This is a genomic window from Corallococcus sp. AB038B (assembly GCF_003668955.1).
GTDB lineage: Bacteria > Myxococcota > Myxococcia > Myxococcales > Myxococcaceae > Corallococcus > Corallococcus exiguus.
The window spans coordinates 69241-93988 of record NZ_RAWO01000008.1 but is presented as its reverse complement, the minus strand read 5'-3'; the positions used below and the strand labels follow the sequence as shown (position 1 = coordinate 93988).

The window sequence follows — 24748 nt, the reverse complement described above, 5'->3', positions numbered from 1 at the left end:
CGCCGCGTTGGGGGGCCCGACAGCGTACGGCTTGCCCCCACCCGAGGGGCATGGTGAAGTCCCGGCCCCACTGACTGGACGCTGACGTGTACTGCCCTTCCTGCGGCGCCGACGCCGAAGACTCCTCCCGTTACTGCCCCGCCTGCGGCGCGACGCTCCTGCGCTCGGCGGAGGGCGGCGACGAATACGTGGGCAAGACGATTGCCTCCAAGTACCGGGTGGAAGCCCTCATCGGCGAGGGCGGCATGGGCAAGGTGTACCGCGCCCGGCAGCTCGCGCTGGACAAGATGGTGGTGCTGAAGGTGCTGCGCCACACGCTGTTGTCGGACGAGCGCACCGTCGCGCGCTTCCAGCGCGAGGCCAAGGCCGCCAGCCGTTTGAACCACCCCAACTCCATCAGCGTGCTGGACTTCGGCCAGGCCGACGACGGCGCGCTCTTCATCGCGATGGAGTACGTGGCCGGGCAGGACCTGCATCAGATCCTCAGCCGCGAGTGGCCGCTGGGCGAGGCGCGCGTGGTGCGCATCGCCCTCCAGATCCTGAGCGCGCTGTCGGACGCGCACGGCGCGGGCGTCATCCACCGGGACCTCAAGCCCGAAAACATCATGGTGGAGCAGCGCCGCAACGAGCCGGACTTCGTGAAGGTGCTGGACTTCGGCATCGCGAAGATCACCGACTCGCAGGACGAGGGCCCGGCCCTCACGCGCGCGGGCTTCGTGTGCGGCACCCCCGAGTACATGTCGCCCGAGCAGGCGCGGGGCGCGGTGTTGGATCACCGCTCGGACCTGTACGCGGTGGGCGTCATCCTCTACCAGCTGACGACGGGCCTGCTCCCCTTCGAGTCCGACTCGGCGGTGGGCTTCGCCACCAAGCACCTCACCGAGGAGCCGCCCCCGCCCACGCGCCGACGTCCGGACGCGCGCATCTCCCCGGGCATGGAGCGGCTGATCCTCCGCGTCCTGTCCAAGGACCCGGATGACCGGCCGGCCAACGCCGGGGCCTTCAAGGCGGAGCTGCTCGCCGTCGACAAGGAGCGCCGTCGCGGGGGCGCCGCCGCCAACAACGACACGGGCGGGCGCCGTCCCCAGGCCTCTGGCGTGCTGGCCCCCATCCCGCGCAAGTCGCAGGCCGCGCACAACGCCGCCCGCAACAACACGGCCTGGAACGACGTGACGGTGGAAGCCACCGTGCAGGGCCTGCCGCATTCGCGCACCCCTGTCTCCGAGGAGTCCACGCTCGCTCAGGAGGGCACCCGGACCTCCGTGGTCGCCCCCGCCTCTGGTGGCGGCGACGGCATCATCCTCTTCTTCAAGGCGCTCACCACCGTGCTGGTGCTGGGGGCGGTGGGCTTCTTCGTCTACTACTTCGGCATTGGCGCGGGCAGCGGCTCCGAGGGGAACCAGTATGTTGCGCCGCCCAATGCGCCCCGGCTGCTCACCTCCGGTTCGGATCAGCCGGACTACCTGCGGCAGATCCCCAGCAACGCGCGCAACGTGGACAAGGCGCGCAAGCTGACGCAGGACGGGGACCGCGACGTGATGGCCGGGGAGCTGGGCCGCGCGACCTCCAGCTACAAGGAAGCCTTCAACTTCAACCCGGAAGCGGAGCTGGCCCTCAAGCTGGGTGAGCTGTACTGGCAGCGCGACAACACGGACGAGGCCCGCGGCTGGTGGGTGCGCCACCTGACCGACATGCCCGACTCGCGTGCGCGCGCGTACATCGAAGTCCGGCTCGGCAGCCCGGTGGCGCGTCCCTCGTCGCCCTGAGTGCCAGTAGCACCCGGCCCGGCTCGGTGCCGCGCGGGCCGCTTCCCGTCAGCCCAGCGTTTCGACCTGCATGACGTGCTGGCCCAGGCGGACGCGGTCGCCCGGACGCAGGGGCCGCTCCGTCGCGGGCGGGATGCGCACGAAGGTGCCCAGGCCACCAGAGAGGTCGCGCAGCATCGCGCCGGTCGCCGTGGGGCTCAGCTCGCAGTGCCGGCCGGCGAGCCCCTCGTCGTTCGGGTACGCCAGGTCGCAGTGGGCCTGTCCGATGGTGAGCAGCGCCGCGGCCGTCACCACCGCGCGGCCCGCCCTGCCACCCATGTGCACCTCTTCCACGCCGTACAGCGCCTGGCCGAGCGGCACGGGCGAACCATACGGGGTGGGCCGGCCCGCCACGGGCACGGGGGACTCCACGCGGCCGGTGAAGCGGAACAGCCGCTGGCCCGCGCTGAAGAGGGCTCGCGGCGCCAGTGGCTCCGTGCCGGCGAAGGTGACGTAGACGCCCGACGCGCTCGACTCGTCGCGCACGTAGAGGGCGCCGTCCTTCACCAGGAAGGTGGCGTGCAGCGGCGACACGAAGACGTCGTCCGGGAAGAGGATGGCGCCGCGCTGGCGGCCCACCACGCAGCCCGTCACCGGCAGCTTGTAGCGCTGGCCGCGCGTCGTCCCGGCGATCACCGCCAACCCGAAGCGCGACGCCACCGGCGGGGGACGCGCCGTGGCGCCCGTCGTCGCGGGGGGCGTACCCGCCGGAACCGGCGCCGTGGCACCCGTACCGCCGCGAGGGGGCAGGGCGTTGTCCGGCACGGGCGGAGGCGGGCGGGTGTTCGCGGGCGGCAGGGCCGGCCCGTAGCCTGCTCGGGGAGGAGGCGGCGTCCCCGTGGCCGGCGGCGCGGCCCGGCGGGCCTCCACCATCAGCCCCTGGGCGGCGGTGGGCGGCGGGGTGCGCGCGGAGAGCTTGAGCCCGGGTGGCACCGCGCTGGGCGGCGGAGGTGGCGTGGGAGGCGCGAAGGGCTCGCCCGGGCGCGTGAAGCTGGAGACGGCGGCGGGACGGCCCGCGCCAGGGGGCGGCGTCACCGGCCGGGGCGGGGTCGTGGCCGCCGGACGGGGGGCCGGAGCGGCCTCGTCCATCGCCTGGCCGCACAGTGCGCAGGTGGCCGAGCGTGCCGGGTTGAAGCCGTCACAATTCGGGCAGACCACCGGGAGCGCGGACAGCAGAAGCTGAGACATGGGCAGTGGGCCAATCTAGGGGGGCATGAAACGCCGGGTCAACGAAAGCCTCGGACCCATGTCCAGGGCGCCCGGGCCTCCAGGACCCGGCGGGGCACGCGATGTTCCAGGGTAACGTTGCCCCTGCTGTTTGAGGCAGTTACGATTGTCACCGCCTCGATGATTCGCCTGAACGACATCCTGCAGCGGGTTGCGTCGTACCACCCGGACCCCGACCTGGACATCATCAAGAAGGCGTACGTCTACTCGGCCAAGGTCCATCAAGGGCAACTCCGCAAGTCGGGAGAGCCCTATCTCGTCCACCCGCTGGAGGTGGCGGGCATCCTCGCGGAGCTGAAGCTGGACGAGGCGTCCATCGTCACCGGCCTGCTCCACGACACCATCGAAGACACGCTCGCCACCGCGGAGGAGCTCACGGAGCTGTTCGGTCCGGAGGTCGCCCAGCTGGTGGACGGCGTGACGAAGCTGTCCAAGTTCTCCGCGTCCGCGACGCTCTCCCAGGAGGAGAAGCAGGCGGAGAACTTCCGCAAGATGATCATCGCGATGGCGCAGGACATCCGCGTCATCCTCGTGAAGCTGGCGGACCGCACGCACAACATGCGGACGCTGGATCACATGTCCGAGGAGAAGCAGGCCCGCATCGGACAGGAGACGCTGGACATCTACGCGCCCCTGGCCAACCGCCTGGGCATCTCCTGGATCAAGACGGAGCTGGAGGACCTGTCCTTCCGCTACGTGAAGCCCCAGGAGTTCTTCGCGCTGGAGGAGCAGCTCAACAAGCGCAAGAAGGAGCGCGAGGCGTACATCGAGGACACCTGCGACCTGATGCGCGCGAAGCTCCAGGAGCGCGGCCTCAAGGGCGACGTCAGCGGGCGCTTCAAGCACGTCTACAGCATCTGGAAGAAGATCAAGTCGCAGGGCATCGACTTCGATCAGATCCACGACATCATCGCGTTCCGCATCATCGCGCCGTCGGTGCCCTCCTGTTACGAGGCGCTGGGCATGGTGCACCAGATGTGGAAGCCGGTGCCCGGGCGCTTCAAGGACTTCATCGCCATCCCGAAGCCCAACATGTACCAGTCCCTGCACACCACGGTGATTGGTCCGTTGAGCGAGCGCGTGGAGGTGCAGATCCGCACCTCGGAGATGCACAAGATCGCCGAAGAGGGCATCGCCGCGCACTGGGCCTACAAGGAAGGCCGCGCGCCCATCTCCAAGGACGACGAGAAGTTCGCCTGGCTGCGCCAGCTGATGGAGTGGCAGCAGGACCTCAAGGACCCCAAGGAGTTCCTGGAGACGGTGAAGGTCGACCTCTTCACCGACGAAGTCTTCGTCTTCACGCCCAAGGGCGACGTGCGCAGCCTGCCGCGCGGCGCGACGCCGGTGGACTTCGCGTACGCCATCCACTCGGACGTGGGCGGCCGGTGCGTGGGCGCCAAGGTGAACGGCAAGATTGTTCCCCTGCGCTACAAGCTGAAGAACGGCGACACGGTGGAGGTGCTCACCAGCCCGCAGGCGCACCCGTCCAAGGACTGGCTCACCTTCGTCAAGACGAGCCGCGCGCAGCAGCGCATCCGCGGCTTCATCAAGCAGCAGCAGCGCGACAAGAGCCTGCAACTGGGCCGTGAGCTGGTGGAGCGCGAGTTCAAGCGCTTCCAGCTCAACTTCAACAAGCTGGTGCGCTCCGGCGAGGTGAAGAAGGTCGCCGAGGAGCTGGGCTTCCGCGTCGAGGACGACATGCTGGTCGCCATCGGCTACGGCAAGGTGACGCCGCAGCAGCTGGTGATGCGCCTGGTGCCGCAGGAGAAGCTGGCGCAGGCGGAGCCGCCTCCGCGTCCCACGGACGGCAACGGTACGGGGGCGAACGCGTCCATGCTGCCGGGCCTGTCGCGCATGACGGACCTGGCCAAGCGGCTGGTCGGGCGCAACAGCCGCAGCGGCGTCCAGATTGGCGGCGTGGACGACGTGCTGGTGCGCTTCGGGCGCTGTTGCAACCCTGTTCCCGGGGACCCCATCGCGGGGTTCATCACCCGGGGGCGGGGCGTGACGGTGCACACGGTGGGGTGTGAGAAGGCCCTGGCCACCGACCCCGAGCGGCGTGTGGACGTGTCCTGGGACGTGAAGGGCGACTTCAAGCGGCCCGTCACGCTGCGGGTGCTGACGGCGGACCGGCCGGGCCTGCTGGCGGACATCACCAACACGTTCTCCAAGAAGAGCGTCAACATCTCCCAGGCGAACTGCCGGGCCACCGGCGACGACCGGGCGGTGAACACCTTCGAGGTCACCATCTCCGACCTCAAGCAGCTGACGGACCTGATGCGCTCCATCGAGCGGTTGACGGGCGTCTACTCGGTCGAGCGAATCTAGCCCTGTCCTGTGCTACAGCCCGCGGCGGACCCGCGGCCCCCGTCCTCCTTGGGGGCCGCCGCAACGCGAGGTGTGCTGCATGGCGCGCAAGGCAATCCACTCCGACGACGCCCCCAAGGCGATTGGCCCCTACTCCCAGGCCGTGCAGGTGGACGCCGGGAAGATGACGTTCCTGTCCGGCCAGATTCCCCTGGATCCGAAGACGATGGAGTTGGTCCCCGGTGACGTCGTCGCGCAGGCCGAGCAGGTGATGAAGAACCTGCAGGCCGTGCTCGCCGCCAGCGGCCTGGACTTCAGCCACGTCGTGCGCTGCACCATCTTCCTCACCAACCTGGGCGACTTCGCCAAGGTGAACGAGGTGTACGGCCGCGCCTTCACCGGCTCCCCGCCGGCCCGCGCCACCGTGCAGGTGTCCGCGCTGCCGCGCGGCTCCCAGGTGGAGATCGACGCCATCGCCGTGTCCTGACGCCGCACCGGGGACTCGCTGGAAACACGAAGGCCGCCGGTTCCCGCTGAGGGAGCCGACGGCCTTTGTGCTTCAACAGCGGGGGAGGGCTACTTCGCTTCCGCCGCCATCGCGACGCCGGCCTTCTTCAACTCCTCGTCGATGACCTTCTTGAAGGCCTCGAAGGGCTGCGCACCCACCAGCGTGCGGCCGTTGATGAAGAACGTCGGGGTGCCGTTGGCGCCCTTGGCGGAGCCGTCCGCCATGTCCGCCTCGATCTGCTTGTCGAACTTGCCCGACTCCAGGTCCGTCTTGAACTTGTTCACGTTCAGGCCGATTTCCTGGGCGTACTTCTCCAGGCTGGCGCGGTCCAGCGCGCGCTGGTTGGCGAAGAGCTTGTCGTGCATCTCCCAGAACTTGCCCTGCTCGTTCGCGGCCATGGAGGCCACGGCGGCGAGCTTCGCGTTCTGGTGGAAGGGCAGGGGCTGGTGCTTGAAGGCGAACTTGACCTTGCCCTTGTACGCCTTCTCCACCTGCTCGATGGTCGGCACGGCGCGGCTGCAGAAGGGGCACTCGAAGTCGGACCAGGCGACGATGGTGACGGGCGCGTTCTTCGGGCCACGCACCGGGGCGTTGCCCACGTCCACCTTCTGCACTTCCGGCTCGGCGGGCGCCGCGGGGGCGGCCGGAGCGGCGTTCACGTTGTCCTGGTTCAGCTTGGCGTAGAGGTCCTCCGCCTTGGTGCCGGCGGCGAGCGCCTTGTCGGCCTTGGCGATCTCCTGGTCGATGAGGGGCTTGAAGGCCTCGAAGGGCTGCGCGCCGGAGAGGAAGCGGCCGTTGATGAAGAAGGCCGGGGTGCCGTTGGCGCCCACCGCCGTGCCCGCGGAGGAGTCCGAGTCCACCTTCGCGGAGATCTTGCTCGACTCCAGGGCGGCCTTGAACTTGTTCATGTCCAGGCCCAGCTCCTGGGCGTACTTCTCCAGGTCACCGCGCTCCAGGGCGCGCTGGTTGGCGAAGAGCTTGTCGTGCATCTCCCAGAACTTGCCCTGCTCGTGGGCGGCCATGGAGGCCTGCGCGGCGATCTTCGCGTGCGAGTGCATGGGCAGCGGCTGGTGGCGGAACACCACGCGCACGTCCTTGCCGTAGGTCTCCTTGATCTTGTTCAGGGTCGGCACGGCGCGGCTGCAGAACGGGCACTCGAAGTCCGACCACTCGACGATGGTCACCTTCGCGGTGGCCGGGCCGAAGGACGGGGAGTCCGCGGGGACTTCCACCTTCTTCGCGGCGGCGGCGGGCTCCGCCTGCTGCTGGGCGGGGCGGGACGGAGCGCGCTCGACGCCCTTCTCGATGGTGCGCGCGTACACCTGCGACGGCGCGACGCCGCTCTTCACCAGGCCCTCGGCCTTGGCGAGCTCCTCGTCGATGAGGGCCTTGAAGTTGTCGATGGGCTGCGCGCCGGAGAGGAAGCGGCCGTTGATGAAGAAGGCCGGCGTGCCGCTGGCGCCCATCTGCTGGGCCAGGGCCTGATCCTTGTCGATGGTGGCGCCCAGGCGCTCATTCGCCATGTCCGTCTTCCACTTCGCCACGTCCAGGCCGATCTGCTTGGCGTAGCCCTCCAGGCTCTCCCCATCCAGCTTCTTGTTGTTGGCGAAGAGCAGGTCGTGCATGTCCCAGTACTTGCCCTGCTCACCGGCCGCGAGCGCCGCGAGGGCCGCGGGCTTGGCGTGCGGGTGGAAGGACAGCGGGTTCTGGCGCATCACGACGCGCAGCTTGTTGCCGTAGTCCTTCTGGAGCTGCTCGACGGTGTTGTGCGCGCGGCTGCAGAACGGGCACTCGTAGTCGGAGAACTCCACGATGGTGACGAGCGCGTTGACGCTGCCCTTCATCGGGGCGCCGTCGACGGGCACCTTGAAGACGGTGGGGTCCACGGCGCGCGCCGCGGGCTTGTTCCCCGCCTGCGCGATGGGGGGGGGATTGCCGGTGGAGGGCTTCGAGCCGGTGGCGGCACGGCCGCCAACGAACCCGAGCACCAGGCCGACCAGCAGGGCCACGATGACATTGGGCTTCATGGGTTGGGAATGCTCCTGCGCCATAGGTCCGACTCCGGGCCCCAAGCGGGTGTCTGGGTAGGGAAAGGGCGGGGTACTTAACAGAGGGAATTCCAGACACGCAAGCCGCGATGACCGCCTGCGTCCGCCCGTTATCCAGAGGCCTCGAAGGGGCGGACAACGACGTTGGGGACGCCAAAATTCCCTCTCAACGCGCGTGTCGTGTCGCTTTGGCAGGCGGGGTTCCAGTCCCCATGACAGGATGCGCGCGAATGGAAGCTGGTGTGCGCGTGGATACGTCCGGGGCCCTCTGCCCGGTGCCCATCCTGGAGATTGCCAAGGCGATGCGCCGCCTGCCGCCCGGGACGCTGGTGGAGCTTGTCTCCACCGACCGAGGGCTGGAGGCGGACCTGCCCGCCTGGTGCGACGCGACGGGCAACGAGCTCGTCCGCATGGAGCGCAGGGGAGCCCACTATGTGGGCTGGGTGCGCAAGGCGGGGTGAGCGTCCGTAGGGTGCGGGCCTACAGCAGCTGAAGGACGCGGTCCTCCAGGCGGCGGCCGCGGCTGACGCCGAGGATGAGCACCTGGTGCTGGATGAGGTGGCCGACGGTGCGGCTGATGACCTCCTCGGCCTTGTGGGCCTGGCCGTCGAAGCGCACGCGCAGCACGTCGGGGCCCTCCATGCGCGCGTCGGTGACGCCGGGCAGGGAGGTGATTTCGGGGATGATGACGTCGCCCCGGGCGATCTGGACGCGGAACTCGGCGCCCTGGCCGGTGAGCTCCGACATGGTGCCGGCCTGCGCGAGCGAGCCCTTGTCGAGGATGGCGGCCGCGTCGCACAGCTCCTCCAGCTCCTGGAGGTTGTGGCTGGAGACGACCACCGTCTGCGTGCCCTTCATGTCCTTGATGACCTGACGCACCTGCGCGGCGATGCGCGGATCCAGGCCGGCGGTGGGCTCGTCCAACAGGACGAGCGGCGGGCGGCCCATCAGGGCCTGGGCCATGGCGGCGCGCTTGGCCATGCCGTGGCTGAGCGCCTGGGTCTGGACCTTCCAGGCCTCCATCAGGCCGACCTTCTCCAGGGCGCCGCGGGCCTCGTGCTCGGGCTGGGGCAGGTCCGACAGGCGGGCCCAGTACATGAGCAGCGCGCCGACCTCCCAGCCGGGGGGCAGCACCGCGTCCTGGGGCAGCGCGCCCACGCGGCCCTTGAGGGCTCCGGGCGCGGTGGGGGACACGCCCATCACCTGGAGCGAGCCCTCGGACGGGTAGAGGTAGCCGCACATCATGGAGAAGGTGGTCGTCTTGCCGGCGCCGTTGGGGCCGATGAGACCGAAGACGTCGCCCTGACGCACCTGGAGGCTCACCGCGTTGACGGCGACCTTGGGGCCGAAGTGCTTGGAGACGTTGTTCAGCTGGATGGCCAGGTCGCTCACAGGTCCCTCGCGCGCAGGACGCCGTAGGCGCCGAAGAGGAAGACGGCCGCGAAGGCCGCGTAGGCCGCGCCGCTCATGGCGAACTCGGCGAGCTTCGGGTGCAGCAGGTTGCCCGAGTAGTACGAAGGGGACAGGTAGCGCAGGAAGCGCAGCACGTTCTCCTCGCTCACGGAGCGCCCCACGGAGTCCATCAGCCAGAAGACGAAGAGCAGGATGAAGTTGAAGACCAGGCTCACCGCGGGGCTGCGGAAGAGGCTGGAGCACAGGGTGGTGAGGGCGACGTAGGCCAGCGAGAAGACGATGGTGGCGCTCCAGAACTTCAGGAGGTTGAGCACCAGCACCCCGAAGGTGAAGTCGTCGTTGATGATGCGCGCGTAGATGAAGATGGCCAGGTCGATGATCAGCACCAGCCCCACCAGCAGCGTGGCCTGGGAGAGGAACTTGCCCAGGAGCACCGATGAGCGGCGCGCGCGCACCGTGAGATAGCGCATGGAGCGCGGACCCACTTCACCGCTCACCTGGTCGAAGCCCATCAGCGCGACGTAGGCGGGCAGGAAGAAGAGGGTGATCTTGAAGACGATGAGCACCACGATGGGCACCTTCGCCAGCGCCTCCATCATCGCGGCGTCGTTGCTGGCGAGGAAGCCCAGCACCCCCTGGTGCATCTGCTCCGCGGCCTGCGTGGCCATCTCCGTGTCCCCGCCGGACTCGGCGAGCTTCGCGTTCACCTGGGCCTGCAGCTCCCGGGTGACGAAGCCCACCACGAGCAGCACCAGCGCGGAGAACATGCTGTAGAGGCCGAGCAGCACGATGGCCCGGCCGCTCTTCATGGCCCGACGCAGCTCGGCTGCCCAGATCACCAATGTCTCTTTGAGTCCGTCCAAGGTGCACAGGACCCTACTGGACCTCCGGGCACCTTCCCAGGTTTCTCGCGGACGAAGGCAGCAGTCGAGGAGGCAAGCCGTGGACAGCGCGCCCTCAGCGACTAGGATCCGGCGGCTTGCTCCCTGCCCCCAAGGAGAGCCCCGACGCATGACGATTCGCCGCCTCTTCGCCGCCCTGCCGCTGTTCCCCCTCACGCTGCTCCTGGGCGCCTCCGCGCCCGGGCCGGACGCGAACACCGCGGCGTCACCCGCCGCCCCGTCGGATGCCCAGGTGCTGGCGCAGTCGGTGAGCGCCCTGGGAACGGACGCGGGGCCCGTGGGCGCCCGTGCGCTGGTGGAGAAGGTGGAGGCCGAGCAGCGCGCTCTGTCAGCTTCTCCGGACGCGGGGGACTCCGCGAGCGTCGCGCAGGCTCCAGACTCCGGGACCGCCGGTGAAGCCGTGGCGGCCACTCCGTCCGAGGACTCGCGCCCGGTGGATGCTCGCGCGCTGGCGGAGGCGCTGGCCTCGAAGGACGCCGCCGCGCTGGAGCCCGGGATGGTGCCTCCGATGCCGGTCCCCTCGCGGGAGAAGGCGCCGCCGTTCGGCAAGCTCCAGGGCCTGCCGCGCGCGCAGGACCTGGTGGCCCGCGCGAAGCTGGAGGGCAACAAGCTGGTGGTGAAGGGCGGAAAGAACACGCCGGATCAGGTGCTCACCATCGATCCCGGCCTTCAGGCGTCGCTCACGAAGATCATGCAGAACTACCAGGTGCCCTACGGCGCCGCGGTGGTGCTGGAGCCCTCCACCGGCCGCGTGCTCGCGATGGCGGAGCACTCGGAGGCGAAGCCGGAGCTGCGCGGGCTGCCCATCCGCGCGGTGTACCCGGCCGCGAGCATCTTCAAGATCGTCACCGGCAGCGCGCTCCTGGAGGCTGGCGTGTCGGCCGACACCGAGGCGTGCTTCCACGGTGGCAAGCGCCGGCTGAACGAGCGGCAGCTGGAGGACACCGAGCGCGACGGCGCCTGCTATTCGCTGGCGTTGGCCATGGGCAAGAGCGCCAACGTCATCTTCGCCAAGATGACCAGCAAGCACCTGACCGCGGACTCCCTCAAGCGCATGGCGGCGCGCCTGCGCTTCAACCGCGAGATTCCCTTCGCCCAGCCCCTGGACGTGTCGCTCGCGTACATCCCGGAGGACGGCTTCGCGCTCGCCAACACCGGCGCGGGCTTTGGCGACGTGTACCTGTCCCCGCTGCACGGCGCGCTGCTGGCGTCGGTGGCCGCCAACGAGGGTCGCTGGGTGGACCCCGTGCTGGTGGAGCCGGAGCCCTACATGCCCCTGCCGGAGCCGGAGCCCGTGCTCACCCCCACCGCCGCGCATGAGCTCACGCGGATGCTGGAGGAGACCGTCACCCATGGCACCGCGCGCGGCGTCTTCCGCGAGCGCGGCTTCCAGGTGAAGGACGCGGTGGGCAAGACGGGCACGCTCGCGGACCGCGAGCCCTTCCGCGACTACTCGTGGTTCGTCGGCTTCGCGCCCAAGGACAACCCGCGCGTGGCCGTGGCCGCCCTCATCGTGAATGATCCGAAGTGGCGCATCCGCGGCTCCTACCTGGGCCGCGAGGCCCTGCGCCTGGCGCTGGAGCGCATCCCCGCGCCGGTGGAGTTGACGGCCCCCGCGGGCGCCGCCGGCAAGCACTGAGGCGGGACGTCAGGACAGCGGACGCGCGGTGAGCTTCACCAGCCCCGTGGCCACGAAGCCCTGGAAGAACTTCAGGGCCTCCAGCTCCTGGAGGGGCGACACGTGCACGATGGCGGCCACGTCCCGCCGCCCGTCGATGCGCGACAGCAGGTAGCGCTCCGGTGACGTGAGGGGCAGCGTCTTCAGGTGCGCGGGCGTCACCATCAGCGCCGGCACCCGCGACGGCTCCATCAGCGCCTTGCGCAGCTCCGCGAGCAGCCTGCCTTCCGCTTCGCGCAGCAGCTTCGTGGTGTGCTCGCTGGGCGCGATTTCGTGCGCGCGCCGGGCCAGCGCCTCGCCGTCGCGCAGGTTGCCCGCGTCCAGGAAGAGCTGGGCGGCCTGGAGCACCTCGTCGGAGGAGGACTCGGAGCCGATGACGCCGCCGGAGTCCAGGTCGTCCTCGTCGTCCTCTTCCACCACGACGACGGTATGCGCGCCGGGATCCGGGGAGGGCAGGGGCGCTTCGTCGGACACCCGCAGCGCGTCCTGGCGATAGAGCGCGTACAGCCGCTGGTAGAGGAAGAAGTCGGTGGCGTGCAGCGCCAGCGCCATGCCGTCGATGCTGAGGCCTTCCTTCGCGAGCTGCACGATGCGCTCGTCCATGCTGCCGGCCTTGCGGTCCGTCAGCTTGCGCTCGTCCACCTCCAGGCGCACGCGGCCGGAAGGGAACACCGCGCGGATGGCCTGCCAGGCCGTCTCGCGGAACTCGCCCTCGCGGTGCACGTCCAGCAGGTCCACGCTGACGTCCAGGCCCTCCAGCTCCGGCGCGACGTCCGTGGGGCGGAAGTCGAAGCCGCCTTCCTCCCAGGTGAAGGCATCCAGCAGCATCTCCCGGAACTTGTGGGAGAGCACCGTGCGCACGGTGGCTTCCGACACCGTGCCCGTCATGATCAGGATCTTCCCCAGCAGGATGTGCGTCTCCGCCTGCGTGGAGAACGCGCGCTCCAGTTGATCCTCCGTCAGGTGACCCTGGTTGATCAGGAACTGGCCGAAGTACTCGCGGGGCTGGTTGGAGCTGGCGGTGATGACGTTGCCGTCGCGCAGCAAGAGCTGCTTGCGCACGTCTCCCCGCTCCACGTTCAGGGTGCCGGTGGCCCGGCGATTCCCGAGGTGGACGACCAGGTCCTTGAGGGGCATCGTCGAAAAATCACCACACACGCCGCGCATCGAGCGCCCATCCTGCAACGCATGCGAGTCGATATCTACTCGAAACCCCGGTGTTCCCTCTGTGTGAAGGCCATTGCGGTGGTCGAAGAGGTGCGGACCCGGCTGCCGTTCGAGCTCTACGTCACCGACATCCTCCAGAGCCCGGACCTCTTCGAGGCCTGGCGTTACGACATCCCCGTGGTCCTCATTGAGGGGGTGCCCGCCTTCAAGCACCGGGTCGACGCGGAGACCCTGGAAGTCCGGATCCGCGAGGTGATGAATGGCATACCCATTGCTAAAACCGTGGGCCAGGGTGGGTAACGAAGTGCCCTTCCCTAAGAAATCCAAGGGGATACGTAGGGCGCGAAAGTAGCGGGGCTGTAAATCTGGGCAGGCGGGCAGGGTGGCGGGGCAGAAAATGCTGGAAGGGAGGGCACGGCGGTGGGTGTGAAGCGCAAGGGAGCGGGAAAGTCGGGCCAGCCGCCTACGGTGCTGCTGGTGGAGCCTCGCGCGGAGGACCTGGAGCGCACCCGGGCGCTCCTGGGGGAGGCCGGTTTCCGAGTGGTGCCCCTGACGCGCTTCGACGCGGCGGTGCCCCTTTTCGAGGTGATCCGTCCGGATGCCGTACTGCTGGCCGCGCAACCGCCGGACTACGCGGCGATCCAGACGGCGCGGCGCCTGCGTCAGGTGGGCAAGGGCACGGTGCCGATGATGTACCTGGTGGATTCGCACGACCGGGACGCGTGGCGCTTCTGCGTGGAGAAGGGGCAGTGCGTGGACGTGGTTCCTCGCACGGTGGATGGCGCGGAGCTGTCCATGAAGCTGCACGCGCAGATGCGGCTCAAGCAGTCGGTGGAGCGCGCGGCCGCGGGTGAAGAGGCCGGCACGGCGCTGGCGCTGCACGACCCTGTGACGGGGCTCTACAACCGGCCCTTCCTGCTGGCCCTCATCGGGTTGGAGGCACGGCGGACGGAGCGCTACGGCGGGACATTCTCGGTGGTGGCGGCGGAGGTGACGGGTTGGAGTGCGCTTCGCAAGGAGCACGGCAAGAGCATGGCGGAGCGGCTGCTCGTCTACAGCGCGGTGGTGCTGGGGCAGACGGTGCGCGAGGCGGACGCGGTGGCGCGGGTGGGTGACAGTCAGTTCGCCATGCTGCTGCCGGGCACGCCCGCGGAGTCGGTGCCGGAGGTGCTAGCTCGGGTGGAGGCCCGGTTCGAGGCCGCCCGGTTCCAGATGGAGGGTCGCGTGGTGCGTACGGCGCTGGAGCTGGGAGCGGTGAGCTTCCCGGACACGGTGGGGGCTCCCACCCAGCTGTTGGCCGCGGCACTGCAGACCTTGAGGCGTACACGCGAGCTTCGGCGGGCAGCCGGTCCAGCCCGTCTGATGTCGGTTTGATTCAGTTCACGAGGGTTTGATGCACAGGGCGAGCGGAGGCGTGGGGATGGATCGGATCGCGGTGCTGGTGGTGGATGACGAGGAGTCGGTGCGCACGTTCCTTTCCGAGCTGCTGGGGAGCTCGGGGTACCAGGTGCGCTGTGCTTCGAGCGGTTCGCAGGCGCTGGAGATGCTCTCTGGCGGCTCGTTCGACGCGGTGCTGCTGGACGTGGTGATGCCGGAGATGAGTGGTCTGGAGGTGTTGCGCCGCTACCGGAGCACGGGTGGCGCGGCTCCGGTCATCGTGTTGAGCGCGCTGTCGGGCGCTGACGACGCGGTGCGCGCGATGAAGATGGGCGCCTCCGACTATCTGGCGAAGCCCTTTGGCAACGACGAGCTGCAGGACGTGCTCGCGCGCGCCCTGGGGACCCGCGTTCCGGAGCGGCAGGCGACCGCGCCCGCGCCTCGCGTGGTGTTGACGCCCGCGGAGGCCGCGGCGGAGGCCCGCGTGCTCATCTCCACGTCGCCGGCCATGCGCCGCGCGCGTGCGCTGGTGGAGCGCATCGCGGACACGGACGTGCCGGTGCTGCTGCTGGGTGAGTCCGGCACGGGCAAGGAAGTGATTGCCCGTGAAATCCATGCGCGCAGCCAGCGCCATGGCCGGCCGTTCATCAAGGTGAACTGCGCGGCGCTGCCGGGCGAGCTGCTGGAGAGCGAGCTGTTCGGCCACGAGCGCGGCGCCTTCACGGGCGCCACGGCGGAGAAGCCGGGCAAGTTCGAGCTGGCGGATCAGGGCACCATCTTCCTGGATGAGATTGGCGAGATGGCCATCCGCCTCCAGGCGAAGCTGCTCCAGGTGTTGCAGGACGAGGAGTTCTTCCGCGTCGGCGGCAAGAAGAGCGTCCGCGTGGACAGCCGCGTGGTGGTGGCGACGAACCGCGACCTGGAGAAGGAGATCGCGCTCGGCAACTTCCGCGAGGACCTGTACTACCGCCTCAACGTGGTGGCCATCCGCCTGCCGCCCCTTCGCGAGCGCCGCGAGGACGTGGTGCCGCTCACCGACCACTTCCTCAAGAAGTACGGCAAGGGCTTCATGACGAACGTGTCCGAGCTGCCCTCGGAGGTGCTCCACGCGTTCAGCGACTACGAGTGGCCGGGCAACGTGCGCGAGCTGGAGAACATGGTGCGCCGGCTGTGCGTGCTGAAGGACCCGACCCTGGTGCTGGATGAAATCCGCGGCGGCGGCCGTACTCCGGCGAGCGCCCCGTCGCTGCCCACGTCGTTCGGTGGTGGGGACGAGTTCATCCCACCTCCGTCGCGCTACGTGGACGAGTCCGCTCGCGTCTTCGCGGCTCCTCCGTCCTCGCTCGCGACGGCTTCGGGCTCCGGTGTGCAGGTGCTGGAGATGCCCGCGCGCGGCGTGGTGATGACGCCGCCTCCGGTGATGACGGATGCCACGCCGTTCAACGCCGTGGCGCCGCAGCGTTACGCGAACCCGTTCGATGCTCCGCAGCCGCCGCCTCCGCCGCCTCCGGCCGGGGAGCTGTCGCTCAAGGACATCGGCAAGCGCGCGGCGATGCTCGCGGAGCGCGAGGCCATCCTCGCGATGCTCCAGCGCACCGCGTGGAACAAGCGTCGCGCTGCGGGCAAGCTGCGCATCAGCTACAAGGCGCTGCTCTACAAGATCAAGGAGTGCGGCATCATCGACCCTCGCGCGAGCGCGGAGTTCTAGGCCGCGACTGACGACGTGAGGTGACGGCCCTTCTTCCGGATGACGGGAGGAGGGCCGTTCACTTTGGGCGTGGGCCTTGCGCGGGGCGGGCGTTGCCCGTTATCGCGGAGGCCATGACCGCTCCGCTCCTCCTGCTTGGCTGTGGTTACACGCTCACGCGGTTCGCGGTGGCGGAGGCCCGCTCGGGCCGGGAAGTCCTGGCCACGACCCGGGACGCCGCTCGCCGTTCGGTGCTGGAGGGCGCGGGTGTCCACGTCGTGTCGATTGACGACGCGCTGTCACGGGCAGAGGGCGCGCACGTCGTGACCTCCGTTCCTCCGGAGGCCGGGTTGGATGCCCGCTTCGCGGATGCACTGTCCCGCTCGCGTCCCGCCCGGCTCGTTTACCTGTCGTCCACGGGTGTCTATGGCTCCGCTCGCGGACACGTGGATGAGTCCACGCCGGTCGACAAAACCTCCGCGGTCTCCCGCGCACGCCTGGAGTCCGAAGACCTATTTCTTCCCCTTGGCGCGAGCGTCATGCGCATCTCGGGCATCTACGGCCCGGGGCGCGGCACGTCCGGCCGCTTGAAGGCGGGCACGCTGCGCATCCCGGACTCAGGTGGAGGACGCCTGTCGCGCATCCACGTGGACGACCTGGTGGACGCGGTGCGCGTGGTTCTCGAACGCGGCGCTCCTGGCGAGGTGTACTGCGTGGCCGACCGCCGGCCCGCGACGCAGGAGGAGACGGCTTCGTGGCTCTGTCAGCAGCTGGGTCTCCCCATGCCTCCGCGCGTGCCCTTCGAGTCCCTCCATGAATCCCTGCGCGGCGACCGCGCCATCAGCGCCGCGAAGCTGGAGGCCTTGGGCTGGACGCCGCGCTACCCGGACTTCACCACGGGCTTCCTCGCGGCGATGGAGGAGGAAGCGCGCGGCTGAGAACTACTCGGGTGACTCCGCCCTCAGGAGCTGTTGCAGGTCGAGCTCCGACCAGTCCAGCTCCTGCTCCACCTGCTGAAACGCCGCGTCCCCGATGGTGCCGTTCGCCCGGAGTTCGGCCAGCTTCCTCCGTCCCGCGGCCATCGCGGTGCGCACCGTCTCCGCGTCCGCGGTGGGCGGCCCCCAGGGAGAGCTGGGGCTCGCGGAGCCCATGAGGGCGTGTTCATCCAGGAGTTGTCGCGCGCGCCGCAGTTGCAGCTCGTACCGGCGCCGGACCAGGGTCGCCATCTCCGTGCCTTCGGACTCGTTCGTGGCTTCCAACCCAGCGCGCAGCGTCTCCACCCGGGCGAGCCGCACCTCGTGGTCCACCTCACCGTCGTCGTCCAGCTTCAGCCGCGTCATCAGGGGCTTGAGAGTCATCCCCTGCACCACGAGCGTCCCCAGCACCACGGAGAACGACGTGAAGAGGATGAGGTCCCGGTAGGGGAAGGCCGCGACCCCGTCATGCCCCGTGGGCAGTGCCAGCGCCGCCGCGAGCGTCACGATGCCTCGCATCCCGCACCAGCCCACCAGCACGGCCGCGCTCGGTGAGAGCGTGACGGGGCTGGACTTCGACTTGCGCTGTCTCCAGCGGTTGAACGCCGCCGCTCCCATCACCCAGGCGATGCGCGCGAGGATGGCCGCGCCCGTCACCACCGCCGCGATGGCGCCGTATTCCAGCCACGTCTCCCGGTCGAAGCGCGCGACGATGCCCTTCAACTGGAAGCCCACGAGCACGAAGGCCAGCACGTTCAACACGAACGTCGCCACCTCCCACACCGCGTAGGACGGGATGCGGATCCGCGCGGGCGTCACCACGGAGGCCGTGCGGGAGATGGTCATCGCGTAGACCACCGTCGTCAGGATGCCGGACAGGTGCAGCCGCTCCGCGAGGATCCACACCGCGAACGTGCTGCCGAATTGGGTGATGACCGCCGTGGACACGTCCTCGACGCTGGCGTTGATGCGCAGGCTCACCCGCGACAACACGACGCCCAGCAGCACGCTGGCCACCGTGACGACGAGCAGCGTGGGCACCGCGCTCCAACCCAGCACGCCGCCCGCGGCCACGGCCCCCAGCGCGAGCCGGTAGATGAGCAGGGCGCTCGCGTCGTTGAAGAGGCTTTCGCCCTCCAGGATGACCATCAGCCGGTGCGGGGGCTTGAGCTGCTTCAGCACCGCCGTGGCCGCCGCCGCGTCCGGAGGCGCGACGATGGCGCCCAGCGCGATGGCCGCGGCCCAGGGCATCGCCGGCACCATCCACTTCACCGCCACCGCCACGGCGATGACCGTGAGCACCACCGCGCCCAGGGCCAGGCTCGCCACCGGCCGCCAGTTCGCGCGCAGGTCGCGAGGCGACGCGTCGAACGCCGCGTCCAGCAGCACCGGCGCGACGAACAGGGTGAGCGCCAGCTCCGGATCCAACACCAGCTCCGGACTGCCCGGCACGAGCGCCAGGACCGCCCCGGCAAGCGCCACCAGCGCGGGGTAGGGCGTGCCAAGCCGCCGGGACAGCGCCGCCAGTCCCGCGCCTCCCAGCAACAGCGCGATGACGATCTCGAACACCAGCATGAGGGCCTCGGGGAGGAGTCCACCCTGGACTTCCGGCGACGTAGCGCAGGAGGGCCGGCTGGGGACAGTGGCGAATTCCGGACGACGGAAACCTGCGTCATGCGGGAGGCCGCCCGCGTCATCAGCCGAACGCGATGGGTGCCATCAGCCGGGGAAGGGGCGCACCTTTGCGAGGCGTGGGCCCCCGGTGACAGGCTTGCGCTTTCGGGCCGCGTGAAGCGCGCGGCCTTGCGAACCCTGTCCGATGGGGGAACCGAAGATGTCCAGGTCGTTGCTGTTGGCGTCGTTCAACGAGGGCGTCCACCGTTCCATGGCCGGCAACCACGAGGCCGCGCTCCAGTCGTTCGAGCAGGTCCTCGCCGTGGATCCGCGCCACTTCCCCGCGCTCACCTCAAAGGCCTTCGCCCTCAAGCAGCTGGGGCGGACCGACGAGGCCTTGAAGGGCTTCCAGCGCGCCATCGAGTTGGATCCCTCCGCGGCGGACCCCCACCGCGAGGCGGCCCTCTGCCAGTTGGAACTGGGGGAGCCCGAAGCCGCCTCCCTCCTGATGCACCGGGCGGTGCAACTCAACCCCACCCCCGGCTACCGCGAGGCCGCCGCCATCGAGGTCTACCACCTGGGTAACGCGCTCCTGACCCAGGGCCGGCGGCCGGACAAGGCCCGCTACCGTCTGGCCCGCCAGGTCTTTGAACTGGCGCTGGAGCTGTCCCCTGCCTACGTGGAGGCGGCCAAGGCCCTGGCGGACGTGTGGGAGCACCTGGGTGACCCTACCCAGCAGGAGCACTACACCCAGCTGGCGACCCGGCTGCGCCCCGCCTCCTCCTGAGGCGCCTCGCGTCAAATTCCATACAAATGCGGAGGGAAAGGGCGGGATGCCGGTGTTGAATGCCGAAGCGGCCCCCCACCAGGAGAACCCCCCGCATGATCGTGATGCTCGAGCCGGATTCCCCGGAATCCGTCGTGAACGCCGTCCTCCAACTCGCTTCGCAGTACGAGGGCGTCACCCCGCGTGCCCACGTCGTCCAGGGCGCCGAGTCCACCATCACGGAGCTGTATCTGCTGGGCTCCACGTCGCAGGTGCCGCTGGAGCCGTTCCAGCAGCTGCCCGGCGTGCGTCAGGTGGTCCGCGTCTCGCAGAAGTACCGCATCATCGGCCGGCACGGTGGCCAGCGCACCACGGCGGGTTTCGAGTACAACGGCGTCAGCTTCGGCGACAACTCGGTGAACCTGTTCGCCGGGCTGTGCGCGGTGGATTCGCTGGAGAGCGTGGACGCGATGATGGCGGCGCTCGCTCGCTGCGGCATCAACACCACGCGCATGGGCGCGTACAAGCCGCGCACCAACCCGTACGAGTTCCAGGGCCTGGGCGCGAAGTGCCTGCCCTGGGTGTTCGACTCCGCGGGCAAGCACGGCATCAAGGTCGTCGCGATGGAGGTGACGCACCCGCGCCACATCGACGAGATCAACGACGCGCTGAAGAAGTCCGGGGCGCCCACAGGCGTGATGCTCCAGGTGGGCACGCGCAACGCGCAGAACTTCGAGCTGCTCAAGCAGATTGGTCAGCAGCACGCCTTCCCGGTGCTCTTCAAGCGCGGAATGGGCATCACGCTGGAGGAGTCCCTCAACGCGTGCGAGTACGTGGCGAGCGAGGGCAACCCCAAGATCGTCTTCTGCCTGCGTGGCGTGAAGACGCACCTGGGCGACCCGCACCGCAACATGGTGGACTTCGCGCACGTGCCGGTGGTGCGCCGCCTCACGCGCATGCCGGTGTGCGTGGACCCCTCGCACGCGATTGGCCGCGCGGAGGCCCCGCCGGACGGGCTGCCGGACATCTTCCACGCCATTGGCCAGGGCCTCATCGCGGGCGCGTCCATGGTGCTGGTGGACTTCCACCCCACGCCGGAGAAGGCGCTGTGCGACGGGCCACAGGCGCTGCGCCTTGAGCAACTGGGCGCCCTCCAGCGCTATACGAACATCGTGCGCGCCGCGTACACGGAGGCCGTGAGCAACGGCGACGGGACGCAGGCCGCCGCTCCGGCCAAGGCCGTCAGTCGCTGAGCGCGTAGCTGCCCAGCACCCGGAGCGACGTGCACATGCTCCGGGCTTCACCCAGGGCTGACTTCACCGGCGCGGAAGTGACCGCGCCGTCCACGTCCAGGCACCAGCGATAGTCCCAGGCGCGGACGCCGCCGGGCCTCGACTCCAGCCGCGCGACGTTCACCCCGTGCGCGGCGAAGGCCGTGAGCACGCCAGCGAGCGCGCCAGGGCCGTCGTCGAGCGTGAGCACCAGCGACGTCTTCCACCGCGAGCCCAGGTTCAGCGGCACGGCCGGGCCTACCGCGAGGAAACGGGTGGCGTTGTCCGGCGAGTCCGCGATGCCCTCCGCCAGCACGGTGAGGCCATAGAGCTCCGCCGCGGTCCGGCTGGCGATGGCAGCCGTGCCCTCCAGTACCTCCTGCGCCACGCGCCGTGCTGCCACGGCGGTGTTCGCCTCGGGCACGGGGTGCAGGTGGTGCTTTCGCAGCCAGCCTCCGCACTGCGCCAGCGCCTGTGGATGGGACAGCGCGCGCGTGAGGTCCTCCAGCGTGCGGCCCGGCGGCGCGAGCAGGCAGTGACGCACGGGCAGCCGCAGCTCGCCGGAGAGGGCCGGGGTGAACTCCAGGAGCAGGTCCACCACCTCCGCCACCGGTCCCGCGAGCGCGCTCTCCATGGGCACCACGCCGCCGTCCACCGTGCCTTCGGCGACGGCTTCGAAGACAGCGCGGAAGGTGGGGCAGGGGATGCGCGTCACGGAGGCGCCGAAGAGGACGCCTGTGGCCTCGTCGCCGTACGCGCCGCGCTCGCCCTGGAAGGCGATGCGGCGGGAGGCGGTGTCAGCCATCGATGGGCTCCGCGCGCGGGTAGGTGCCCAGCACGCGCAGGGACGATGTGAGCGGGCGCAGATCCTCCAGCGCGGCCGTCACCGAGGCGGACGCGGCGTGGCCCTCCACGTCCAGGTAGAAGCGGTACTTCCACGGCGCGCCCGGGATGGGGCGCGACTCCAGCTTGGAGAGGTTCACTCCGCGCTGCGTGAGCCGCTGCAGCACCTGGCCCAGCGTGCCCGGGCGATGCTCCAACACCACCAGCAGCGACGTCTTGCACGGCACGTCCGGCGCGAGCGGCGTGGGCTGGCGCGAGACCTCCACGAAGCGCGTGAAGTCCGAGCCGGGCTGCAGGTCGCTGGCGAGCACCTCGAGCCCGAAGCGGCCCGCCGCGGACTCGCTGGCGATGGCCGCCACGGTCCTGTCATTGCGATCCGCGACCATCTGCGCGGCGACGGCGGTGTCTGGCCCAAGCACGGTGCGGGCCCAGGGCACGTGCGTGCGCAGGAAGTCCTCGCACTGCGCCAGCGCCTGCGGGTGGGACAGCACCTCGCGCAGGTCCTCCAGCTTCGCGCCCTTCACGCCCAGCAGCCGGTGGTCCACCTGGCTCACCACCTCACCGGTGATGACGCCATCGCCCGCGGCGAGCACGTCGTACGTCTCATTCATGCTGCCGGCGGTGGTGTTCTCGATGGGCAGCAGCAGCACGTCCTGCTCGCTCTGCTTGAGGGCCTCCACGGCCTGGCGGGCGGTGTCGAAGCCGGCGAGGAGCACGCCGCCCGGCCGGTGGCCGTAGCGCTGGCGGGCGGCCAGGTGGCTGTAGGAGCCCTCGACGCCCAGGTACCCCACGCGCAGGGGCGTGGTGTCCAGGCGGGTGACCAGGGCCTGCTGCCGGGCCACGGACATGTCCAGGATGACGCGGTAGAGGCGCTCGACTTCGTGCGGATCCAGGCCTCGCTCCGCCGCCCGGCCGCGCAGCTTGCGCAGGAGCAGGTCCTCGCGCTGCGGGTCCCGGAAGGGCCAGGCCGTCACCAGCTTGGCGCGCGCCACGTCGTCGGCCAGGGCCATGCGCCGCTGGAGCGCATCGAGGACGTCCTCGTCGATGCGCTCGATTTGGGTCCGCAGGGTCTCCAGGGAGGGGATGTCCGCCATGCCCGGAACATAACAACTCGCGTCGAAGGCGCGGGGACCTTCACATCCCCAGGCGCCGGGCGAGCTCCGGGGGCACGGGGTAGACGGACTCCTTGGGTAGGTGGCGCGTGGCCTGATCCGCGCGGCCGTCGTCCATTTGCTTGCGCAGCTTCTGGACCAGGGGCGTGAGGTCGGTGATGGACACGGTCCAGTCATCCACGAAGCGCTGGATGACGGCGCGGCTCAAGCCCACCTGGATGCTGTCGTGGGGCAGGCCCGCGCCGCGCAACGTGCGCTCCGGGTCCCACTGGATGTGGACGGGCGCGGTGTCGAAGGCCTTGCGCCACGCGTCCGGTGAGCCGTGGGCCTTCGGCTCGAAGCCTGTGAGGACGCCGGAGGACAGGGCCTCCTCCCAGCCGGAGCGTTTGATCCGCACCGCGAGCGTGCGCTCCTGGCCGCTCTTGCGGCCCCAGTTGGAGCGGTGCATGAGCCACAGGAAGCTGGGTTTGATCCACGTCATCCGGCCCACGGAGAAGGGCGGGCCGAACTTCTGCTGCTTCACGGCCACGTCCGCGATGGCGTCCGAGTAGGCCTGGTACACGACGATGGAGGCTCGGTCGAAGTCGGCGCGGACGTCGCGGGCTGCGCTCATGGGCGGGCTCTGGGCTTGGCTTTCGGCTTCAGCTTGGGTTTGGCGGCGGCGGTCTTCGGAAGCTGCGTCTTGCCCATCTTGAGGACGAGCTCGAAGTGTTCCGCGGGGGTGGGCGTCACGCTGAGGCGGCTGCGGGTGATGAGCGGGAAGTCCTTGAGCGCGGGCGTGGCCTTGATGGTGGCCAGCGTCACCGGCGTGGTGAATGCGACCACGGGGCCCACGTCCACGGAGGCCCAGTCCTCGCCGGGGGCGGTGGGATCCGGGCCCGGCTTGGAGAGGACGCACGCCACACCGACGACGGCCTTGTCCTCATTGGAGTGGTAGTAGAGGCACAGGTCCCCGGGCGTCATGGCCCGGATGTTGTTGCGCGCCTCGAAGCTGCGCACGCCCGTCCACTCCGTCCTGCCGTCCTCCTCCAGCTTCGCGTACGCGTAGACGGAGGGCTCGCTCTTGATCAACCAGTACCGCGGAGTCGCCATGGCGGCGCACCCTAACTCACGGGGGCGTTTCCTGCGCCAGCGCCGCACCCTGTTGCTTGAAGAGCTCGAAGACCCGCTCCTCGTCCATCGCCGCGACTTCACGCCGTGTGGGATCCGCTTCCGTGTAGCCCACACGCCGGGCCGCGTCGTCGAGTCCCGGGAAGCGTTTCCGCGCCTCGGCCCAGAGGGTCCGGTCGTCTTGAGCCATGGAGCAGGGAAGGGGGATCAGGATGCTGGCGCTCAGCCCCGGGGAGAGTGCATCCGGCAACTCGTTGAAGGAGAGGACCGCTCCCGGAGGAAGCCGCATGGGGTTCTCCGTCCGGGTGAACACCTCCACCACGGGCAGGGTCCGGATGACGACGCCGTCCAGCGGTGTCCGAGTGGAGCGCGAGGGCCGGCCGTAGGTCAGGGCCGACATGTCGATCTGCACGGGGCAAAGGTCCGGATGGGCGGACAGCATGAGGGCATCGCCCTCGCGGATATCGACCTCGAAGTCGCGGGAGCTGTCGACGCTCGAGTCCTTCAGGAAGACGGCATGTCGACCGCTGGGGACCGGAAACGCGAGGTGATGGTCGGCGCGGAGCACCGGCGCCACGGGCTGGTCATCCACGCGCAGGACGATGTCGCGGTCAGGTTGTGGCCCCGTGGCCACGACGTGGAGGAGCCCACCCTCGGGAGCGGGAGGGCCATCGCTGTCGCTGAGCGCGAACAGCCCCCACAGCACCAGCGCCGCCGCGAGAAGCCCCAGAGCCACCTTCGCGTAGCCCGGCGAGCCCGAAGGGTCGTCTGGCTCCGCGTGTCCGGTCGTGGGCGCGGTGAGGAGGGAGAACCCCCACCACACCAGGAGGACCACGACAAAGATGGCCAGGGCCTCCAATGCGTTGCCGTCGATGATGGGCCGGATGAGCCTGATCATGTTCCCCCCCTGAAGTGGCCTTCCCGCCACCTCGGAGGAGT

The 24748-nt window shown here is 69.8% G+C and carries 22 protein-coding genes; 11 read left to right on the top strand and 11 right to left on the bottom strand.

Annotated elements, in window-relative coordinates:
- Window positions 1–86: 86 nt before the first annotated feature.
- Window positions 87–1766 (top strand): serine/threonine-protein kinase, encoded by a 1680-nt coding sequence (locus D7Y04_RS27660; protein ID WP_121761207.1) that lies wholly within the window; start codon window positions 87–89, stop codon window positions 1764–1766.
- Between the two features lie 48 nt (window positions 1767–1814).
- Here the strand turns inward: D7Y04_RS27660 and D7Y04_RS27655 are convergent, their stop codons facing one another.
- Window positions 1815–2993, bottom strand: coding sequence for an FHA domain-containing protein (locus D7Y04_RS27655; protein ID WP_121761206.1), 1179 nt, complete (start codon window positions 2991–2993; stop codon window positions 1815–1817).
- 159 nt (window positions 2994–3152) lie between these two features.
- Between D7Y04_RS27655 and D7Y04_RS27650 the strand changes: the two genes are divergently transcribed.
- Complete coding sequence (locus D7Y04_RS27650) at window positions 3153–5360, top strand: bifunctional (p)ppGpp synthetase/guanosine-3',5'-bis(diphosphate) 3'-pyrophosphohydrolase (protein WP_120581530.1); 2208 nt, start codon at window positions 3153–3155, stop codon at window positions 5358–5360.
- A 79-nt stretch (window positions 5361–5439) separates the two neighbouring features.
- Window positions 5440–5826 (top strand): RidA family protein, encoded by a 387-nt coding sequence (locus D7Y04_RS27645; RefSeq protein WP_120581531.1) that lies wholly within the window; start codon window positions 5440–5442, stop codon window positions 5824–5826.
- 89 nt (window positions 5827–5915) lie between these two features.
- On the opposite strand, the gene D7Y04_RS27640 is transcribed toward D7Y04_RS27645, so the two are convergent.
- Window positions 5916–7874 (bottom strand): thioredoxin domain-containing protein, encoded by a 1959-nt coding sequence (locus D7Y04_RS27640; RefSeq protein ID WP_121761357.1) that lies wholly within the window; start codon window positions 7872–7874, stop codon window positions 5916–5918.
- Window positions 7875–8125: 251 nt separating this feature from the next.
- On the opposite strand from D7Y04_RS27640, the gene D7Y04_RS27635 reads away from it, so the two are divergent.
- The gene (locus D7Y04_RS27635; RefSeq protein WP_120559441.1) at window positions 8126–8356 is read left to right on the top strand and encodes a sulfurtransferase TusA family protein; all 231 of its coding nucleotides are present in this window, start codon (window positions 8126–8128) and stop codon (window positions 8354–8356) included.
- A 19-nt stretch (window positions 8357–8375) separates the two neighbouring features.
- Here D7Y04_RS27635 and D7Y04_RS27630 read toward each other — a convergent pair whose 3' ends face one another.
- A complete protein-coding gene (locus tag D7Y04_RS27630) occupies window positions 8376–9287 on the bottom strand; it encodes an ABC transporter ATP-binding protein (RefSeq protein ID WP_120594539.1) in 912 nt (303 codons plus the stop codon).
- A complete protein-coding gene (locus D7Y04_RS27625; protein WP_233601621.1) occupies window positions 9284–10117 on the bottom strand; it encodes an ABC transporter permease in 834 nt (277 codons plus the stop codon). Before D7Y04_RS27625 ends, D7Y04_RS27630 begins: the two co-directional genes overlap by 4 nt.
- 202 nt (window positions 10118–10319) lie before the next feature.
- On the opposite strand from D7Y04_RS27625, the gene D7Y04_RS27620 reads away from it, so the two are divergent.
- On the top strand, window positions 10320–11849 hold the full coding sequence (locus D7Y04_RS27620; protein WP_121761205.1) for a penicillin-binding transpeptidase domain-containing protein: 1530 nt from the start codon (window positions 10320–10322) through the stop codon (window positions 11847–11849).
- A 9-nt stretch (window positions 11850–11858) separates the two neighbouring features.
- Here D7Y04_RS27620 and D7Y04_RS27615 read toward each other — a convergent pair whose 3' ends face one another.
- Window positions 11859–13055: a DUF4388 domain-containing protein gene (locus D7Y04_RS27615; RefSeq protein WP_121761204.1), complete on the bottom strand. Its 1197-nt coding sequence runs from the start codon at window positions 13053–13055 to the stop codon at window positions 11859–11861.
- 21 nt (window positions 13056–13076) lie between these two features.
- Between D7Y04_RS27615 and D7Y04_RS27610 the strand changes: the two genes are divergently transcribed.
- The 4 genes from D7Y04_RS27610 to D7Y04_RS27595 all read left to right on the top strand — a co-directional run bounded on the left by D7Y04_RS27610 (window position 13077) and on the right by D7Y04_RS27595 (window position 17057).
- The gene (locus tag D7Y04_RS27610; RefSeq protein WP_120594542.1) at window positions 13077–13355 is read left to right on the top strand and encodes a glutaredoxin family protein; all 279 of its coding nucleotides are present in this window, start codon (window positions 13077–13079) and stop codon (window positions 13353–13355) included.
- Between the two features lie 120 nt (window positions 13356–13475).
- Entirely contained in the window at window positions 13476–14429 is a 954-nt protein-coding gene (locus tag D7Y04_RS27605) for a diguanylate cyclase domain-containing protein (RefSeq protein WP_169821093.1), read from the top strand.
- A 46-nt stretch (window positions 14430–14475) separates the two neighbouring features.
- Entirely contained in the window at window positions 14476–16140 is a 1665-nt protein-coding gene (locus D7Y04_RS27600; protein WP_120594543.1) for a sigma-54 dependent transcriptional regulator, read from the top strand.
- Between the two features lie 113 nt (window positions 16141–16253).
- Window positions 16254–17057: an NAD-dependent epimerase/dehydratase family protein gene (locus D7Y04_RS27595; protein WP_121761203.1), complete on the top strand. Its 804-nt coding sequence runs from the start codon at window positions 16254–16256 to the stop codon at window positions 17055–17057.
- A 3-nt stretch (window positions 17058–17060) separates the two neighbouring features.
- Here D7Y04_RS27595 and D7Y04_RS27590 read toward each other — a convergent pair whose 3' ends face one another.
- On the bottom strand, window positions 17061–18668 hold the full coding sequence (locus tag D7Y04_RS27590; protein WP_120594545.1) for a Na+/H+ antiporter: 1608 nt from the start codon (window positions 18666–18668) through the stop codon (window positions 17061–17063).
- 259 nt (window positions 18669–18927) lie between these two features.
- Between D7Y04_RS27590 and D7Y04_RS27585 the strand changes: the two genes are divergently transcribed.
- Both D7Y04_RS27585 and D7Y04_RS27580 read left to right on the top strand, forming a co-directional pair.
- Window positions 18928–19494 (top strand): tetratricopeptide repeat protein, encoded by a 567-nt coding sequence (locus D7Y04_RS27585; protein WP_121761355.1) that lies wholly within the window; start codon window positions 18928–18930, stop codon window positions 19492–19494.
- A gap of 95 nt (window positions 19495–19589) precedes the next feature.
- The gene (locus D7Y04_RS27580) at window positions 19590–20726 is read left to right on the top strand and encodes a 3-deoxy-7-phosphoheptulonate synthase (protein WP_120578547.1); all 1137 of its coding nucleotides are present in this window, start codon (window positions 19590–19592) and stop codon (window positions 20724–20726) included.
- Here D7Y04_RS27580 and D7Y04_RS27575 read toward each other — a convergent pair.
- From D7Y04_RS27575 to D7Y04_RS27555, 5 genes are read right to left on the bottom strand one after another with little or no spacing between them, the layout of a single operon-like run.
- Window positions 20716–21549, bottom strand: coding sequence for a prephenate dehydratase (locus D7Y04_RS27575; protein WP_120594547.1), 834 nt, complete (start codon window positions 21547–21549; stop codon window positions 20716–20718). The two genes, D7Y04_RS27580 and D7Y04_RS27575, sit on opposite strands and share 11 nt — an antisense overlap.
- Window positions 21542–22681: a bifunctional chorismate mutase/prephenate dehydratase gene (locus D7Y04_RS27570; protein ID WP_121761202.1), complete on the bottom strand. Its 1140-nt coding sequence runs from the start codon at window positions 22679–22681 to the stop codon at window positions 21542–21544. The genes D7Y04_RS27575 and D7Y04_RS27570 overlap by 8 nt, the downstream gene beginning before the upstream one ends.
- Before the next feature lie 40 nt (window positions 22682–22721).
- Entirely contained in the window at window positions 22722–23312 is a 591-nt protein-coding gene (locus D7Y04_RS27565) for a DUF4291 domain-containing protein (protein ID WP_121761201.1), read from the bottom strand.
- A complete protein-coding gene (locus D7Y04_RS27560; RefSeq protein ID WP_121761200.1) occupies window positions 23309–23791 on the bottom strand; it encodes an EVE domain-containing protein in 483 nt (160 codons plus the stop codon). The genes D7Y04_RS27565 and D7Y04_RS27560 overlap by 4 nt, the downstream gene beginning before the upstream one ends.
- A gap of 16 nt (window positions 23792–23807) precedes the next feature.
- A complete protein-coding gene (locus D7Y04_RS27555) occupies window positions 23808–24707 on the bottom strand; it encodes a hypothetical protein (RefSeq protein ID WP_121761199.1) in 900 nt (299 codons plus the stop codon).
- Window positions 24708–24748: the final 41 nt, after the last annotated feature.